Genomic DNA, 15,461 nt, shown 5'->3' with positions numbered 1-15,461 from the left:
CGCCGTCAACCCCCGACCAGCGCCTCCCCCAGCGGCGTCCGGACGTGCAGGACGCGTGCGCCGTCGCGGCGGGCGTCGACCAGGCGGGCACCGCTGAGCAGCGCCAGGTGGTGCGACGCCGTCGACACGGCGAGGCCGCAGGCGGCGGCGACCTCGCTGGTCGACAGCGGCGACCCCAGGGCGAGCAGCACTCCTGCCCGGCCCGCCCCGAGCAGCCGGGCGAGCGCCTCGGCGGTACCGGGACCGTCGTCGGCCCAGCGCTCGGAGACGCCGAGCGCCGGGTAGAAAAGGGTGGGCTGGGCCGGCGGCTCGGTGACGACGGAACACCGGGGCGCCATCACGGACGGCACCAGGACGAGGCCGCTGCCCGCGCAGTCGAGCACCTCGCCGTGCATGCGCAGCCGCACCCGGACGGCGTGCGGCGCCCAGCTCACGGCCTCGTGCAGGGTCTCGACCATCGCGCCGAGGCCGTCCGTCGTCGCGCGCCGGGAGCGCACCCCGACGTCGGCCCGCAGGATCCTTCCCAGCTGCGGCCAATAGGGGGCGAGCAACGCGTCCCAGCACTGTTCCCAGGCCTCGGCGGCGGCCGAGCGGGCATGTTCCGGATCGTCCGCCAGGGCACGCAGCAGGCGCTGCTCGGTCCCGCCCGTCCGGTCGACGCGCTTGAGGAGGTCGACGCGCAGCGGCCCGAGGTCGGCCTCGCGCAGGCGAGCCAGCTCCTCGTCCGGGCTCAGGTCCCAGCCGGGCGTCGAGGTGAGGAAGTCCGGCATGTAGCCGTCGGGTCCGACGAGCAGCTTCATCAGGTCGAACGCGCGCTGCGGTACGTCGGTGCGCGCCCGGCGCAGCCAGCCCCACTGGAGCGGGTGGTAGCTCGGCTGCACGAGCACCCGGACCGCGTGGGCGAGCTCGTGACCGGGCGAGACGCCGAACCGGATCGCCGAGATGTCGTCGGGCGCGAGCCGGAACTCCACCATGTTTCGATGCACGTCGAAACCGTAGTGCGCCGTCGCCGTCCCGACGAGGCTGGGAACACGCCGGCCGCACGGGCCGGCTCCGAAGCAAGGAGCAGACATGACCACCGTCTCCGCCGACACGATCCGCATCCCCGGCTCGCGCACCCTGCGCTACGAGGGCCGCGACCACGGCTCGGGCATCTCGTTCTTCCTCGTCACCAACGACCCCGGCCAGGGGCCCGGGCTGCACCGCCACCCGTACAGCGAGACCTGGTCGGTCCTGGAGGGCGAGGCCACGATCACCATCGGTGACGAGACGGTCGTCGCCCGGGCCGGCGACACCGCCGTCGTCCAGCCCGACGTCTGGCACGGCTTCACCAACACCGGCACCGGGACGCTGCGCATGATGTGCATCCACGCCTCGGACACGATGATCCAGGAGAACCGCTGATGTCCTTCCAGGCCTACCTCGACAACGCCGAGACGAAGACCGGGCTGACCCCGCGGCAGCTCGTCGAGCTCGCGCGGGCGCAGGGCTTCGGTCCGGACAGCAGGGCGACGCCGGTCGTCGCGTGGCTCAAGGAGACCTACGGGCTGGGCCACGGGCACGCGACGGCGGTCACCCACGTCATCACCAAGGGCGACCGGATCAGCAGCAAGCATGTCGGCACGTCCGGCACACATCGGGACGCGAGCGACCGCCTCTGGCTCGACGGGAAGGACAGCCGGCCCGCGGACTGGTGATGCGCCGAGCCGGCGGCCGGGGCCTACGCGAGACGCAGGAGCCCCGCCGCCGTCGTCCGGAAGCCACAGGCGTCGAGGTAGAACCGTGCCCGGTCCTCCTCGAAGTCGACGTGGAGCCACTCGCAGCCGTGGTCGCGGGCGGCGTCGGCGGCCTTGGCGACCAGCGCGCGGCCGATGCCCTGTCCCTGACGCTCGGGGTCGACGACGGTGTCGAGCAGCACCGCGTGCGCACCGCCGTCGCCGATCACGTTGACGAACCCGACGAGGTTCCCCGCGGGGTCTAGCGCCGTGACCCAGGTCAGGCTGTGCCGAGTCAGTCGCTCGGTCCACGGCGTCACCGCCGCCGACGGGCTCCCGAAGGCGCGGGCGTGCAGGGCTGAGAGCGCGGCGTCGTCGACGGCGCCGCGGACGGTCAGGGCGATGTCCACCGCGGCACCCTATGCCGGGCCAGCCCTGCTCCCCTCACTCACGCACGTCAGCCGTCGAGCGCCCCTCGAAACACCGCGATGTTCTCGAGCACCAGAGCTCTGTCCGCGGTCGCCCAGTCCCGGGCCGCCGCGTGCAGTGCACCAAGATGGGCATCCGCCGTTCGCCGGGCGGACTCGCTTCGCGCAATCACCCCTGACTGCTGCCGCAGCACGGCCCCGAGCAGGTCGACATCACGCGCCAACCCGTACCCATCCCGCACCTGCCGCAACCGCCTCGCCTGGTCAGGCACGGCCACATTTCCTACGGCCTGCACGCACCAGGTCCACGCGAGGTACGCCAGGTCGGCGAGGGCCTCGCCCGGGCCGGCGGTGTCCCAGTCGATGAACGCGACTGGCTCGCCCCCGCTGAACACCGTGTTGAACGGTCCCGGGTCCCAATGGGTCAGGCACTCGCCGTCGCCGGCGAGCGCCGTCCCGCGCGTGACGTCGTGCAGTCGACGGAGCATCGCTCCCCCACGCGCATAGGACGTCTCGGCGCGTTCGCTGGGATGGGTCGTCGTCACGCCCTCGATGTAGGAGAGGCGGTCGCGGCCGTCCGCCGCGCGCCCCAGGTACCGCGGAGCGTACGGGTAGCCCAACCGTTCCAGCTCGGTGAGGGTTCGGGCGACGTCGCCGGCTCCGGCCCCGCGCGCTCGCAGCACCTCGCCGGCCCGCCGCTCGACCGACGGCGAGCGCCGTCCGCCGCTCAGAGAACCGTCCACGCGCTTCTCCACCCCCTCACCCAGCCGCAGCCAGGGCCCGCAGCAGCGGCGCCGGATCCTGACCACCGGGCAGATCGCTGACCTGGCCGTCCCCCACCTCGATCACGCGCCAGACACCGTCCGCCCGCAGCGCGAGGTCCGTGGTCACGAACGGAGCGCCCAAGGCCGCCACGTTCCGCCCGACGGCGTCCAGCACCCCTGCGGGCACGTCGGCATCCGAGCCCGCGGGAGCATCGGGATGCGGCGTGACCAGCGCCGGCGCGCCCAGCACCCACCAGACCCGAACCTCCTGAGCGCGCCCGCCGTCGGTCACGAACGGCTCGAAGGCTCGCACGACGATCCCGCCGGCCAGGCCATCGCCCTGGAGCTCGACCATTCGCGCGACCACGCGTGTCGCGGTGTTGATGTCGGCGAGGTCGGGCACGTAGCAGGCCTCGTCCCACTCGTGCTTGCGCGACTTCACGTAGTCCTTCACGACGCCGGGGCCCCCGCCCAGGGTTTCGAGCAGCGGCCCGACGTCAGCCGGCGTCGGCGTCCGACCGGGCTCCCACGGCGACCAGACGCTGGCGGGCGTCGAACCCGCGAACGCGTCGTACCAGCCGGGCAGCTCGTGCGCGGCCGCATAGGCAGCGGGACTCGTCAGCAGGCGGACCCCTCGCGCCTCCAGAGCGGAGCCGAGCCGCGCGTACGCCGACGAGCAGATCATCCACCCGCGATACCAGGCCGTACGCGCGACGTCGGACGCCGGCACCTGCCGAACCGCCGCCGGGAGCTCTCCGGCGACGACCGCATCGTGGTCCACCACGGCGACCGTCAGGCCGCCGCCCCGTGCGGCCTCGACCTCCCGGGCGAAGTGCTCGTCAGGGGCCCGGGGCGCGAGCGGGTCGGACGGGACCAGGAGCAGGGGCGCAGCCATGGCTGGACGGTACCGAGCGGTCGGTGCGCGCTGCCACGAGATTCGATCCAGATCGTCGACAGCTCCGAACTCGCTCAACCCACCGCGCGATCTGTCCGGAATCGGCAGTGAGAAAAACTGCTTCCTGTGCTTGAATATAGCCAGGCTAGCAAAATCACGAAGGGGTCACAGTGACGACCGAGAGAGTGGTCCTGCTCGACGACGACGGCACTCCCGTCGGGTCAGAGCTCAAGAGTGCCGTGCACTCCGAGCACACGCCGCTCCACCTGGCGTTCTCGTGCCACGTGCTCAACCCGGCGGGCGAGGTGCTCGTCACGCGGCGCTCCCTGCACAAGCAGACCTGGCCGGGGGTGTGGACCAACTCCTTCTGCGGCCACCCGCAGCCGGGCGAGCCCAGCGAGGAGGCCGTCCTGCGCCGCGCGCAGGACGAGCTCGGCCTGAACCTGCGCGAGCTCCGCCTGGAGCTGCCGCGCTTCCGGTACCGCGCCGTCGACGCCAGCGGGATCGTGGAGAACGAGCTGTGCCCGGTGTACGTCGCGGTCACCGAGGACGAGCCGCAGGTCAACCCGTACGAGGCCATGGAGGCCCGGTGGGTCGACGGCGGCGCGCTCGGCCAGGCCCTGCGCGCCGCGCCGTGGGCCTTCTCGCCCTGGTTCGTGGAGCAGGCCGACGAGATGCCGCTGTACGCCGCCCTGGCCGTGCGGCCCACGCGAGACGTGTCCTGGCCATGACCGAGATGCTGACCCACGACTCCGTGGACGTGGTGCTCACGGGCTTCTTCGCCGAACACGTCCGGCGCGCCACCCCCCTCGCGGAGCACTACGCGCTGCTGTGGCGGCGGCTGGCCCGGTCGAGCGAGGGCGGCAAGCGCCTGCGCCCCCGCCTGCTGCTCGACGCGCACGCCGCGTTCGGCGGCCCGCACCCGCAGGACGCCGCCGTGGCGGCCGCCGCCTTCGAGCTGGTGCACACGGCGCTGCTGCTGCACGACGACATCCTCGACCGGGACCTCACCCGGCGCGGGCGCCCCAACCTGGCGGCCGAGTTCGCGGGGGACGCGACCCAGGACGGGCTGTCCGACGACGCCGCGACGGCGTGGGGCACCGCCTCGGGCATCCTCGGCGGCGACCTGCTGCTCAGCTCGGCGTACGCCCTGGTGGGCCGGATCGAGTCCGACGGCCGCGCCGAGCTGACCGACATCATCGCCGAGAGCCTGTTCCGCGCCGCGGCCGGCGAGCACGACGACGTCGCGTTCGGCCTGGGCACCGCCCCGGCCACCCCCGACCGGGTGCTGCGGATGATGGCCAACAAGACCGGCAGCTACTCCTTCGCGGGGCCCCTGCGGGCCGGCGGCGCCCTGGCCGGTGCCGGCCCGCAGGCCTCGGCCGAGCTGGAGCAGGTCGGCATCGCGCTGGGCATGCTCTACCAGGTGCGCGACGACCTGCTCGGCGTGTTCGGCGACCCGCACCGCACCGGCAAGAGCACGACCGGCGACCTGCGCGAGGGCAAGCGCACCCTGCTCGTCGCCTGCGCCGAGGGCCACCCGGAGTGGACGGCGGTGCGGCACCTGTGGGGCCGACCCGAGCTGGACGACGCCGACGCCGACCTGCTGCGCGCCGCCCTGGTCGCCAGCGGTGCCCGCGCGGCGGTGGCGGAGCTCGTCGACGCGAAGCGGCGGGCCGCCGTCGCGATGGTCGAGCGGTCGGAGCTGCCCACCGTGCTGAAGCGGGAGCTGACCGGGCTCGCCGTGCGGCTCGCGGAGCGTGAGTCGTGATCCCGTCGTCCTCGCTGGCCCTGTACTCGCACACCGCCCACGCGGCCGCGGCCCAGGTGATCGGCGCCTACTCGACGTCGTTCAGCCTGGCCACGCGGCTGCTGCCGCCCGTGACGCGCGGCATGATCGAGGACATCTACGCGCTGGTGCGCGTGGCCGACGAGATCGTCGACGGGCCGGCACAGGAGGCCGGGCTCGCGCACGCCGAGCGGCGCGCTGCCCTGGACGCGCTGGAGGAGGAGACGTACCGGACGCTGGGCCGCGGGTTCAGCACCAACATGGTGGTGCACGCCTTCGGCACGACGGCGCGCGCCGTCGGCATCGACGAGACGCTGGTGCGCCCGTTCTTCGCGTCCATGCGCCGCGACCTCGACCCCGTGGTCGCCCTCGGCGACGACGAGTACCGCGCCTACGTGCACGGCTCCGCCGAGGTGGTGGGCCTGATGTGCCTGCGCGCGTTCCTGGACGGCCACCCCGTACCGCCCGGCGTCCGCGCCCGGCTGGAGGAGGGCGCCCGCCGGCTCGGCGCGGCATTCCAGAAGATCAACTTCCTGCGCGATCTCGGCGACGACCAGGAGCGGCTGGGCCGTACCTACTTCCCGGGTGCCGGACCCGAGCTGCTCGACGAGGACAGGAAGGCCGCCGTCGTCGCCGACATCGACGCCGACCTCGCCGCCGCGCGGGCCGTGCTGCCGCTGCTGCCGGTCGGGCCGCGCCGGGCGACGGCACTGGCGGCGGGCCTGTTCGCCGAGCTCAACGACCGGCTGCGCGACATGCCGGCGGCGCAGCTGCACGTGCGACGGGTCTCGGTGCCGGCCGGCGTCAAGCTGCGCATCGTCGTCGCCACGCTCGCGGCTACCCGGACGGGCGCGCGATGGGCGGCATGAACGACGGGCAGCCCGGCCGGCGCGTGGTCGTGATCGGCGGCGGCATCTCGGGCCTGGCGACCGCCGCCCTCCTGGCCCGCGAGGGCGCGTCGGTCACGCTGCTGGAGGCCCGGTACGAGCTGGGCGGACGCGCGGGGCGCTGGCACCGCGACGGGTTCGTCTTCGACACCGGCCCGTCCTGGTACCTCATGCCCGAGGTCTTCGAGCACTTCTTCCGGCTCCTGGGCACGAGCGCCGCCGACGAGCTGGACCTGGTGCGCCTCGACCCCTCCTACCGGGTGTTCTTCGAGGACGACACCGAGCCCTTCGACCTGCCCGCCGACGGTGCGCGCGAGGCCCTGCTCGCGCTCGACCCGGCGTCGGCCCCGCGGCTGGACGCGTACCTGGACTCGGCCGCCGAGACGTACCGGATCGCCACCGAGCGGTTCCTGTACGCCACGTTCGCCTCCCCCAGGCCGCTGCTCGCGCCGGACGTCGTGCGGCGCGCCCCGCGGCTGCTGCGCCTGCTGGGCGAGTCGCTGGACCACTTCATCTCCCGCCACACCACGGACGAGCGGGTGCGCCGGATCCTCGGCTACCCCGCGGTCTTCCTCGGCACGTCGCCGAGCGCCGCGCCGAGCATGTACCACCTGATGAGCCACCTCGACGTGACCCAGGGCGTGCTCTACCCGCGTGGCGGGTTCGGCGCGGTCATCAACGCGGTCGCCCGCCTCGCCGAGCGCCAGGGCGCCCGCCTGCTCACCGGCCAGCGGGTGCGCCGCATCACGGTGTCGGACGGCGCCGCGACCGGCGTCGACGTCACCGGCCCGGACGGCCGCACCCGCCACGTGGCCGCCGACGTCGTGGTCTCGACCGCGGACCTGCGCGTCACCGAGCACGAGCTGCTCGGCCCGCGGCACCGCAGCAGGAGCGACCGCTGGTGGAAGCGCCGAGACCCCGGCCCGGGCGCCGTGCTCGCGCTGCTGGGCGTGCGCGGCGAGCTCCCGAAGCTGGCCCACCACTCGCTGCTGTTCGCCCGCGACTGGCAGGAGGGGTTCGACGCCATCTACGGCGCGAACCCGTCCGTGCGGACGCCGACGTCGCTGTACGTCTGCAAGCCGAGCGCCACCGACGCCGTCGCCCCGCCCGGGCACGAGAACCTGTTCGTGCTCGTCCCGGTGCCGGCGGACACGTCGATCGGCGCGGGCGGGGTCGACGGCGCCGGGGCGTTCGGCGTGGAACAGGTCGTGGACGACGCGATCGCGCAGATCGCCAAGTGGACGGACACCCCGGACCTCGCCGAGCGCGTCGTCGTGCGGCGCACGATCGGGCCTGCCGACTTCGAGCGCGACCTCGGCGCCTGGCGCGGCGGCGCCCTCGGCCCGGGCCACACCCTGCGGCAGAGCGCGATGTTCCGCGGGTCCAACGCGTCGTCGCGTGTCTCGGGCCTGCTGTACGCGGGGGCGACGACGATCCCCGGGATCGGCCTGCCCATGTGCCTCATCAGCGCGGAGCTGGTGGTCAAGCGGCTCCGGGGCGACACCAGCGCCGGGCCGCTGCGGGAGGAGTCATGAGCTTCGTGTACCTCGCCGTGCTGCTGGTCTCGGCGGCGGGCGTGCTCGTGGTCGACCGCCGGTTCCGGCTCTTCCTCTGGGACGCCCCGGTCCGGGCGGCCGCCGTGCTCGTCACGGGTACGGCGTTCTTCCTCGTGTGGGACCTGGCGGGCATCGGGCTCGGCATCTTCCTGCACGGCGCCGGCCCGTACATGACCGGGCTCATGCTCGCTCCCGAGCTGCCCGTGGAGGAGATCGTGTTCCTGGCCTTCCTCTGCGAGGTCACGATGGTGCTCGCCCTCGGTGCCCAGCGGGTGCTGGGCCGGGTCCGGGCCCGGGACCGGGAGGACGTCCTGCGATGACCTACCTGCTCCTCACGCGCGCCTTCCTCGCGGTGGCGGTGGCGGTCGCGGTCATCGCGCACCTGCGCGCCCGCCTGACCGGGACCCGCCCGATCGGCTGGCGACCGCTCGTGCTGGCCGCCGTCGCCCTGCTCGTGCTCACCGCCGTCTTCGACAACGTGATGATCGCGAGCGGCCTGTTCACGTACGCCGACGAGCACATCTCCGGGCTCCGGGTCGGGCTCGCGCCGATCGAGGACTTCGCCTACCCGCTGGCGGGCGTCATCCTGCTGCCCGCCCTCTGGACCCTGTTCAGGAGTCGTCGTGCTCGCTGACCTGGTGCGCGCGTCGCGCCCCCTGAGCTGGATCAACACGGCCTACCCGTTCGCGGCCGCCTACCTGCTGACCACGGGCACCGTGGACGTCGCGCTGGTCGTGGGCACGCTGTTCTTCCTCGTGCCCTACAACCTGGCGCTGTACGGGATCAACGACGTGTTCGACTACGCGTCCGACCTGAGCAACCCCCGCAAGGGCGGCGTCGAGGGCGCCCTGCTGGCGCCCCGGCGACACCGGCCGATCCTCGTCGCCTCCGTGGCGACGTGCGTGCCGTTCGTCGCCGTGCTCGTGGTGCTCGGCCCGCCGGCGTCGTGGGCGGTGCTGGCGGTCAGCCTGTTCGCGCTGGTCGCGTACTCCGCGCCCCCGTTCCGGTTCAAGGAGGTGCCCGTGCTGGACTCCCTCACGTCCAGCGTGCACTTCGTGAGCCCGGCGGTCTACGGGCTCGCGCTGGCCCAGGCCGACCCGACACCGCAGACGTTCGCGGTGCTCGGTGCGTTCCTGCTGTGGGGCATGGCCAGCCACGCCTTCGGCGCGGTGCAGGACGTCGTACCCGACCGCGAGGGCCGCATCTCCTCGATCGCGACGGCGTTCGGCGCGGCCACCACCGTGCGGCTCGCGCTGGGCGCGTGGGTCGTCGCGGGCCTGCTGATGCTCACGACCGGGTGGCCCACCGCGCTCCTGGGCCTGCTCGCCGTCCCCTACCTCGTGCTCGCGGCGCCGTACGCCGCCGTGAGCGACGAGGACTCCGCGCGGGCGAACGGCGGCTGGCGGCACTTCCTGTGGGTCAACTACGCCGCGGGCGCCGCGGTGACGATCCTGCTGATCGCGACGGCGGCGGGCTACCTGTAGGGAGGAACCATGGGTCTGACGTACTCGAGCGTCGTGGGGCACCCGCGCCCCGAGGTGTTCGCCTGGCACGAGCGACCCGGCGCGATCATGCGACTCACCCCGCCGTGGTCGCCCCTGCACGTGGTCCGCGAGGCATCCACGCTCGCGGGCGGCGCGGCCGTGCTGCGGCTGCCGGTGGGGCTGCGCTGGGTCGCCCGGCACAGCGGCTACGAGCCGCCGGAGCGGTTCGTGGACGAGCTGGTCTCCGCCCCGCTGCGCTGGGTGGTGCCCTGGCGGCACACCCACGAGTTCCACGACGAGGGCGGCGGAACCCGGGTCACCGACACGGTCGAGACCCGGGTGCCCGAGGCCGTGCTGCGGCCGATGTTCGCCTACCGGCACCGCCAGCTCGGCCTGGACCTCGCGGCCCAGGCGTCCGCCCGCAACGCCGGCGACTGGCCGAAGGTCATCGCGGTCACCGGCAGCCACGGGCTGGTCGGCGGCGCCCTGGTGCCCTTCCTGACCACCGCCGGCCACCGCGTGATCCGGCTCGTGCGCGGCGCGCCGCACGGCCCCGACGAGCGGCAGTGGGACCCGGAGGTGCCCGCCGACGACCTCCTGCGGGGCGTCGACGCCGTCATCCACCTCGCCGGCGCGTCGATCGCCGGCCGGTTCACCGACGCGCACCGCGCCGCGGTCCGCGGCTCCCGCATCGGGCCGACGACGGCGCTCGCCGCGCTCGCCGGCCGCACCGCCGACGGGCCGCGGGTCTTCGTCAGCGCGTCGGCCATCGGGTACTACGGCCCGGACCGGGGCGACGAGGTGCTCACCGAGACGAGCGAACGTGGCGACGGGTTCCTCGCGGACGTCGTCGACGACTGGGAGCAGGCGACCTCGGCCGCCGACGGCCTGCGCGTGGTGAACGTACGCACCGGCCTGGTGCAGTCACCGCGCGGCGGCACGCTGCGGCTGTTCCACCCGCTGTTCGCCGCGGGCCTGGGCGGCCGGCTGGGCGACGGCCAGATGTGGCAGTCCTGGATCGGGATCGACGACCTGGTGGACGTCTACCACCGCGCGCTGTACGACGAGCGGCTGTCCGGGCCGGTCAACGCCGTCGCGCCCGCCCCGGTGCGCAACGCCGGGTACACCGCCACGCTGGCCGCGGTGCTGCGCCGTCCCGCTCTGCTGCCGGTGCCCGACCTGGGGCCGCGGCTGCTGCTGGGCCAGGAGGGCGCGGACGAGCTGGCGCAGGCCAGCCAGCGGGTCTCGCCCGAGGTGCTGCTGGCGCTGGGCCACCGGTTCCGGCACCCCACGCTCGAGCCGGCGCTGCGTCACCTGCTCGGCCGGGACCCCCGCACCCGCGCCTGACCCTCGGGCGCGAGGGACCGCGCGTCGACCAGGAGGTACGGGGCCGCCTTCCCGGAGAGCCCGCGCCGCCCCCGTGTGAACAGGGCGGACAGCACCAGGACGGTCGCGACCGTGGTGGCCAGGCCCCGGGCGGGGGTCAGCGCGCCGACGTCGAACATGGTCGCGGCGTCACCCAGCGCCTGGAGCAGGCCCCACAGCGCTCCCCCGGCCAGCCCGTGCCGCACCCGGGCCCACGGCGCGAGGCGCGTCCCGCCGTCGGGCCGCACGACGGCGAGCCAGACCGTGCGCTGCCCCAGCGACTCCCCCGCGCCCGTGACCAGGGGCAGCACGAACACGACGACCCACGCCGGCACGCTGGTGCACAGCCAGACGGCCAGGGAGTCGGCGGGCGCGCGGCCCGTCACGAGGTAGTACCCCAGGCCCAGGGTCAGGGCGAGCACGCCGCCCAGGGAGACGTACGCGAGGTAGTCGACGGCCATGCCGAACCAGCGCCGCCACAGCGTCACCGGCCGCGGCGTGCCGCGGCCCGCCGCCAGGGTCCGGGCGCCCGGCATCCAGCGCAGCACCCACGGCGCGATCAGCGCGCCGACCACGCCGCCCAGGGTGTTGGTGAGCAGGTCGTCGACGTCGGCCAGCCGGTACGAGCACGGGATCAGCCCGAAGATGCCGGTGAGCTGGGTGACCTCGATCAGCAGCGACGCCCCCAGCGCCGACGCCGCGGACGCGAGCAGCCCCCAGCCCAGGTAACGGCGCACCAGCACGCCCCACGGCACGAACAGCACCACGTTGAACACACCCTGGAGCACCGAGATGTCCCGCACCGCGGCGCCCAGCGACAGGCCGGCGGTGCGCTCGCGGACGTCCGAGACGATCTGCAGCGGCCTGAGCTGCGCGCCGTCGTACCCGTAGCTCGCACACCAGGCGGCGAGATCACCCGACGGCAGCGGCAGCAGGGTGTACGCCACCAGCGCGGTGCCGTAGACGGCGAGCGCCGCCGCGCCGAGCAGCCGGGCGGGACTGATGGCGCCGTACCGGCGCACCTGGATCACGAGGATCGGGATCAGCAGGGCCACGAAGAGGGCGGTCCCGATCAGCACGCCGATCCGGGCCGGCCACGTCCACACGTCGGTCACCCGGAAACGCTATGCGCCGGGTGAATCCTGCGCGCGCGGGGGCCCGTACGCAGGGGACTTGCCCCCGCCCGGTCCGTCCCGTACTTTGTCCGTACTTTCTTGTCCTGACAATTGCGGCCATCGCCGGTCGCGCACAACGAGAGGTTCCGCCATGGATGCCGGACTGACACCGAGGTCGACCGTGCCCCTCTACGACTGGATGAACAAGATCCCGGGCGGGCTCATGCTCGTGCCGCTGGTCCTCGGCTCGATCGTCGGGACGTTCTTCCCCGGCTTCCTGGAGCTGGGCTCGTTCACCACCGCCCTGTTCAAGGACTCGGCGCTGCCGCTCATCGCCGTGCTCATCTTCGCGACCGGCATGCAGATCACGGCGCGCACGTCGGGGCCGGTGCTCGCCGCCACCGGGACGCTGCTGCTGACGAAGTCCCTGATCCCCGCCGGGCTGGTCGCGCTGGCGGGCAGCATCTTCGGGATCGAGGGTTTCCTCGGGGTCTCGATCCTGGCGCTCATGGCCACCATCGACAACAGCAACGGCGGGCTGTGGCTCGCGTTCACCGGCAAGTACGGCGACGAGCGCGACCGTGGCGCCTACATGGCCTCGGCCCTGAACGACGGCCCGTTCATCTCGATGCTCTTCCTCGGCGCCTCGGGCCTGGCCGACATCCCCCTGACGGCGTTCCTCGCGGCGGTCATCCCGCTGGTGCTCGGCTTCGTCGTGGGCAACCTCGACCCGCGCTGGACCGAGACCATGCGACCCGTGCCGAACATCGTCATCCCGTTCTTCGCGTTCGCGCTCGGCACCGGCATCAACCTGCGCGACGTCGTGACCGGCGGCGCGAGCGGCCTGCTCGTCGGCGTCTTCGCCGTGCTGCTGACCGCCGCCCTGACCTACTCGGGCTACCGGTTCATCCTGCGGCGCGGCGTGAGGTCTGGCATCGCGATCGCCGCCGCCACCACGGCGGGCAACGCCGTCGCGACGCCCGCGATCATCGGCGGGGTCGACCCCACCTTCGAGCCGTACGTCGCGGTCGCCACCGCGCAGGTCGCCTCGGCCGTGCTGGTCAGCGCCGTCCTGGCGCCGCTCCTGGCCACGATCGTGCTCAAGCGCCAGGGCGGCCTCGCCCCGGCGGACGACGACGCCGCCGAGGCGGCCCCGGCCCCGGCCGGCGAAGGGCGCGGCACCGCATGAGCGAGCACACCGTCGGGGTCGTCGCGGACGACCTGACCGGAGCCGGCGACTGCGTGGTGCAGTTCGCCCGCGCCGGCTGGACCAGCCACCTGGCCCTCGGCCGGGACCTGCCCGCCGGCGAGCGGGCGGCGGTCGCCGTCGTCACCGACGCGCGGGCCCAGGACGACGGCCCCGCGGCGGCCGCCACCGCGGCCGCCGTGCGGGCGCTGGCCGACGCCGGGCGCCTCTACGTCAAGATCGACTCGACGATGCGCGGCAGCGCCGCGGCCCAGGTCACCGGGGCCCTGGCGGCCTGGCGCGAGCGGGTCACCGGCGCGTTCGCCGTGGTCTGCCCGAGCTACCCCGCCCTGGGGCGGACGGTCAGTGAGGGCGTGCTCCTGGTCGGCGGCGTGCCCGTCGCCGCGACGGGCGCCGGGCACGACCCCGTCACCCCGGTCCGCACGAGCGACCTGACCGCGCTGCTGCCGGGCGCCGTCCGGGTGCCCGCCGACGGCGACGCCGCGGCCCTGGCGGACCGCCTCGCCGCGGCGGGCGCGGCCGCGGACGCCGTGGTGGTCGACGCCCTGGACGACGCCGGGCTGGAGCGCCTCGCCGACGCCGTCGTGCTGCTCGGCGCCCGCGCCGTCCCGGTCGGCTCCGCCGGGCTGGCCGCGGCCCTGGCCCCGCGCTGGGGCGGCGACCGCGCCGCGCCGGACCGGCCCCGGGTCGCCGTCGGGCGGACGCTCGTGGTGCTGAGCTCCCTGAACGAGGTCTCCCGCGGGCAGGCCGACGAGCTGCTGCGCGCCGAGCCCGGCACGCTGCTGGTCATCCCGGAGGCCGGGACCCGGCCGGACGAGGCGGCCGCCCGGGCGCTGGGTACGGACCTGCCCGCGACCGTGCTGGTCCGCACCGCCGAGCCCACGGGGCCGGCCGGCACCGGACGGGAGCGCGCCGGCCGCGCGGCGGCCGAGCTGGCCGACCTCGTCGCCGCCGTGACGGAGCGGACCCGGCCCCACGCCGTCGTCCTCATCGGGGGCGACGGCGCCCGCGCCGTGCTCGCCCGGCTCGGGGCCCGCAGCGTGCGGGTGGCCGGCTCCGTCGCCGAGGGCGTGCCGCTCGGCCGGCTGGAGGGCGGGCCGGCGCACGGCACCGTCGTCGTCACCAAGGCAGGCGGGTTCGGCACCCGCCGGACCGTCGTCGACGTCCTCGAAAGCCTGAGATCGTACTCTTCGCACCAGGAGGTAAACCCTTGAGCATCCCCACCCTCGCCGTCACGCTCGGCGACGTCGCAGGCATCGGCCCGGAGATCACGGCCAAGGCCCTGCTCGGCCACGACGACCTGCGCGCCCTGTGCGTGCCCGTGGTCGTGGGCGACGCGGACGCACTGCGCCGCGCCGTCTCCGCGATCGGCGGCGACCCGGAGCGGGTCCGCGTGATCGCGTCCCCGGCCGACGCCACGAACACGCCGGGCACGATCGAGCTGCTCCAGACCGGACCGTCGCTGGCGGACGTGCCGGTCGGCGAGATCAGCGCGGCGGCCGGCGACGGCGCGTACCGGTTCGTCGTCGAGGCCTGCCGGCTGGCCCGGGAGGGGCAGGTGGACGGCATCGTCACACCCCCGCTGAACAAGGCCGCGATGCACGCGGGCGGGCACAGGTGGCCCGGGCACACGGAGCTGCTGGCCCACGAGTTCGGCGTCAAGAACTTCAGCCTGGTGCTGTCGGCGGGCGACCTGTACTTCTTCCACCTGACCACGCACGTCTCGCTGCGCCAGGCCATCGAGGACATCACACCGGAGCGCACCCGCGCCGTGCTCGACCTGGCCGGCGCGTTCACGGCGGCGCTCGGCCGCCCGGACGAGGCCATCGGGCTGGCCGGCCTGAACCCGCACGCCGGCGAGAACCGCCTGTTCGGGGACGAGGACGCCGACGTCCTGGCCCCCGCGGTCGAGGCGGCGCGTGCCCGCGGCCTCAACGCCCACGGCCCGCTCCCCGCCGACGCCCTCATCCCCGCCGCGGTCAAGGGGAAGTGGAACATGGTCGTCGCCTGCTACCACGACCAGGGCCACGCCCCGTTCAAGGCCGTGTACGGCGACGACGGCGTGAACATCACCGTGGGCCTGCCGGTGGTCCGCGTCTCCGTGGACCACGGCACCGCGTTCGACATCGCCGGCCAGGGCATCGCCCGGGAGGCCAGCCTCGTGCTCGCGATCGAGCGGGCGGCCGGCCTCGCGCCCGGCTGGGACCACGTCTGGCGGACGGCGCAGCAGACGGCGCCGAGCGCGGCGGGCTGACC

General features: G+C 74.6%; 18 protein-coding genes. 13 read left to right on the top strand and 5 right to left on the bottom strand.

Annotated features, from left to right (window positions below):
- Nucleotides 1-5 precede the first annotated feature (5 nt).
- Nucleotides 6-986, bottom strand: coding sequence for a DUF5937 family protein (locus ACH45N_RS26965; RefSeq protein ID WP_397399206.1), 981 nt, complete (start codon nucleotides 984-986; stop codon nucleotides 6-8).
- 85 nt (nucleotides 987-1,071) lie between these two features.
- Between ACH45N_RS26965 and ACH45N_RS26960 the strand changes: the two genes are divergently transcribed.
- The gene (locus ACH45N_RS26960; RefSeq protein ID WP_397399204.1) at nucleotides 1,072-1,404 is read left to right on the top strand and encodes a cupin domain-containing protein; all 333 of its coding nucleotides are present in this window, start codon (nucleotides 1,072-1,074) and stop codon (nucleotides 1,402-1,404) included.
- Entirely contained in the window at nucleotides 1,404-1,697 is a 294-nt protein-coding gene (locus ACH45N_RS26955) for a DUF4287 domain-containing protein (protein WP_397399202.1), read from the top strand. The genes ACH45N_RS26960 and ACH45N_RS26955 overlap by 1 nt, the downstream gene beginning before the upstream one ends.
- Nucleotides 1,698-1,720: 23 nt before the next feature.
- Here the strand turns inward: ACH45N_RS26955 and ACH45N_RS26950 are convergent, their stop codons facing one another.
- The 3 genes from ACH45N_RS26950 to ACH45N_RS26940 are packed head-to-tail and all read right to left on the bottom strand — an operon-like array spanning nucleotide 1,721 to nucleotide 3,802.
- Complete coding sequence (locus tag ACH45N_RS26950) at nucleotides 1,721-2,125, bottom strand: GNAT family N-acetyltransferase (protein ID WP_397399200.1); 405 nt, start codon at nucleotides 2,123-2,125, stop codon at nucleotides 1,721-1,723.
- Nucleotides 2,126-2,172: 47 nt separating this feature from the next.
- Nucleotides 2,173-2,898, bottom strand: a complete 726-nt coding sequence (locus ACH45N_RS26945) for an aminoglycoside phosphotransferase family protein (protein ID WP_397399198.1) — start codon at nucleotides 2,896-2,898, stop codon at nucleotides 2,173-2,175.
- A 4-nt stretch (nucleotides 2,899-2,902) separates the two neighbouring features.
- Nucleotides 2,903-3,802, bottom strand: a complete 900-nt coding sequence (locus ACH45N_RS26940) for an ATP-grasp domain-containing protein (RefSeq protein ID WP_397399196.1) — start codon at nucleotides 3,800-3,802, stop codon at nucleotides 2,903-2,905.
- 170 nt (nucleotides 3,803-3,972) lie between these two features.
- Here ACH45N_RS26940 and idi point away from each other — a divergent pair, with 170 nt between their 5' ends.
- The 8 genes from idi to ACH45N_RS26900 are packed head-to-tail and all read left to right on the top strand — an operon-like array spanning nucleotide 3,973 to nucleotide 10,865.
- The gene (idi, locus tag ACH45N_RS26935) at nucleotides 3,973-4,533 is read left to right on the top strand and encodes an isopentenyl-diphosphate Delta-isomerase (protein WP_397399194.1); all 561 of its coding nucleotides are present in this window, start codon (nucleotides 3,973-3,975) and stop codon (nucleotides 4,531-4,533) included.
- Nucleotides 4,530-5,573, top strand: a complete 1,044-nt coding sequence (locus tag ACH45N_RS26930; protein WP_397399192.1) for a polyprenyl synthetase family protein — start codon at nucleotides 4,530-4,532, stop codon at nucleotides 5,571-5,573. Before idi ends, ACH45N_RS26930 begins: the two co-directional genes overlap by 4 nt.
- Nucleotides 5,570-6,460: a phytoene/squalene synthase family protein gene (locus tag ACH45N_RS26925; RefSeq protein WP_397399190.1), complete on the top strand. Its 891-nt coding sequence runs from the start codon at nucleotides 5,570-5,572 to the stop codon at nucleotides 6,458-6,460. Before ACH45N_RS26930 ends, ACH45N_RS26925 begins: the two co-directional genes overlap by 4 nt.
- Entirely contained in the window at nucleotides 6,448-8,013 is a 1,566-nt protein-coding gene (crtI, locus tag ACH45N_RS26920; protein WP_397399188.1) for a phytoene desaturase family protein, read from the top strand. The genes ACH45N_RS26925 and crtI overlap by 13 nt, the downstream gene beginning before the upstream one ends.
- Complete coding sequence (locus tag ACH45N_RS26915; RefSeq protein ID WP_397399186.1) at nucleotides 8,010-8,354, top strand: lycopene cyclase domain-containing protein; 345 nt, start codon at nucleotides 8,010-8,012, stop codon at nucleotides 8,352-8,354. The genes crtI and ACH45N_RS26915 overlap by 4 nt, the downstream gene beginning before the upstream one ends.
- On the top strand, nucleotides 8,351-8,668 hold the full coding sequence (locus tag ACH45N_RS26910) for a lycopene cyclase domain-containing protein (protein WP_397399184.1): 318 nt from the start codon (nucleotides 8,351-8,353) through the stop codon (nucleotides 8,666-8,668). Before ACH45N_RS26915 ends, ACH45N_RS26910 begins: the two co-directional genes overlap by 4 nt.
- Complete coding sequence (locus ACH45N_RS26905; RefSeq protein ID WP_397399182.1) at nucleotides 8,658-9,518, top strand: prenyltransferase; 861 nt, start codon at nucleotides 8,658-8,660, stop codon at nucleotides 9,516-9,518. The genes ACH45N_RS26910 and ACH45N_RS26905 overlap by 11 nt, the downstream gene beginning before the upstream one ends.
- Nucleotides 9,519-9,527: 9 nt before the next feature.
- The gene (locus tag ACH45N_RS26900) at nucleotides 9,528-10,865 is read left to right on the top strand and encodes a TIGR01777 family oxidoreductase (protein WP_397399180.1); all 1,338 of its coding nucleotides are present in this window, start codon (nucleotides 9,528-9,530) and stop codon (nucleotides 10,863-10,865) included.
- Here the strand turns inward: ACH45N_RS26900 and ACH45N_RS26895 are convergent.
- Nucleotides 10,829-11,998, bottom strand: coding sequence for a VanZ family protein (locus tag ACH45N_RS26895; protein WP_397399178.1), 1,170 nt, complete (start codon nucleotides 11,996-11,998; stop codon nucleotides 10,829-10,831). The genes ACH45N_RS26900 and ACH45N_RS26895 overlap by 37 nt on opposite strands.
- Before the next feature lie 151 nt (nucleotides 11,999-12,149).
- On the opposite strand from ACH45N_RS26895, the gene ACH45N_RS26890 reads away from it, so the two are divergent.
- The 3 genes from ACH45N_RS26890 to pdxA are packed head-to-tail and all read left to right on the top strand — an operon-like array spanning nucleotide 12,150 to nucleotide 15,459.
- On the top strand, nucleotides 12,150-13,187 hold the full coding sequence (locus ACH45N_RS26890) for a 2-keto-3-deoxygluconate permease (RefSeq protein WP_397399176.1): 1,038 nt from the start codon (nucleotides 12,150-12,152) through the stop codon (nucleotides 13,185-13,187).
- A complete protein-coding gene (locus tag ACH45N_RS26885; protein ID WP_397399174.1) occupies nucleotides 13,184-14,419 on the top strand; it encodes a four-carbon acid sugar kinase family protein in 1,236 nt (411 codons plus the stop codon). The genes ACH45N_RS26890 and ACH45N_RS26885 overlap by 4 nt, the downstream gene beginning before the upstream one ends.
- Entirely contained in the window at nucleotides 14,416-15,459 is a 1,044-nt protein-coding gene (gene pdxA / locus ACH45N_RS26880; protein ID WP_397399172.1) for a 4-hydroxythreonine-4-phosphate dehydrogenase PdxA, read from the top strand. Before ACH45N_RS26885 ends, pdxA begins: the two co-directional genes overlap by 4 nt.
- Nucleotides 15,460-15,461: the final 2 nt, after the last annotated feature.

Source organism: Promicromonospora sp. NPDC019610, assembly GCF_044389365.1.
GTDB lineage: Bacteria > Actinomycetota > Actinomycetes > Actinomycetales > Cellulomonadaceae > Promicromonospora.
This window is presented reverse-complemented; position numbering and strand designations above follow the sequence as displayed.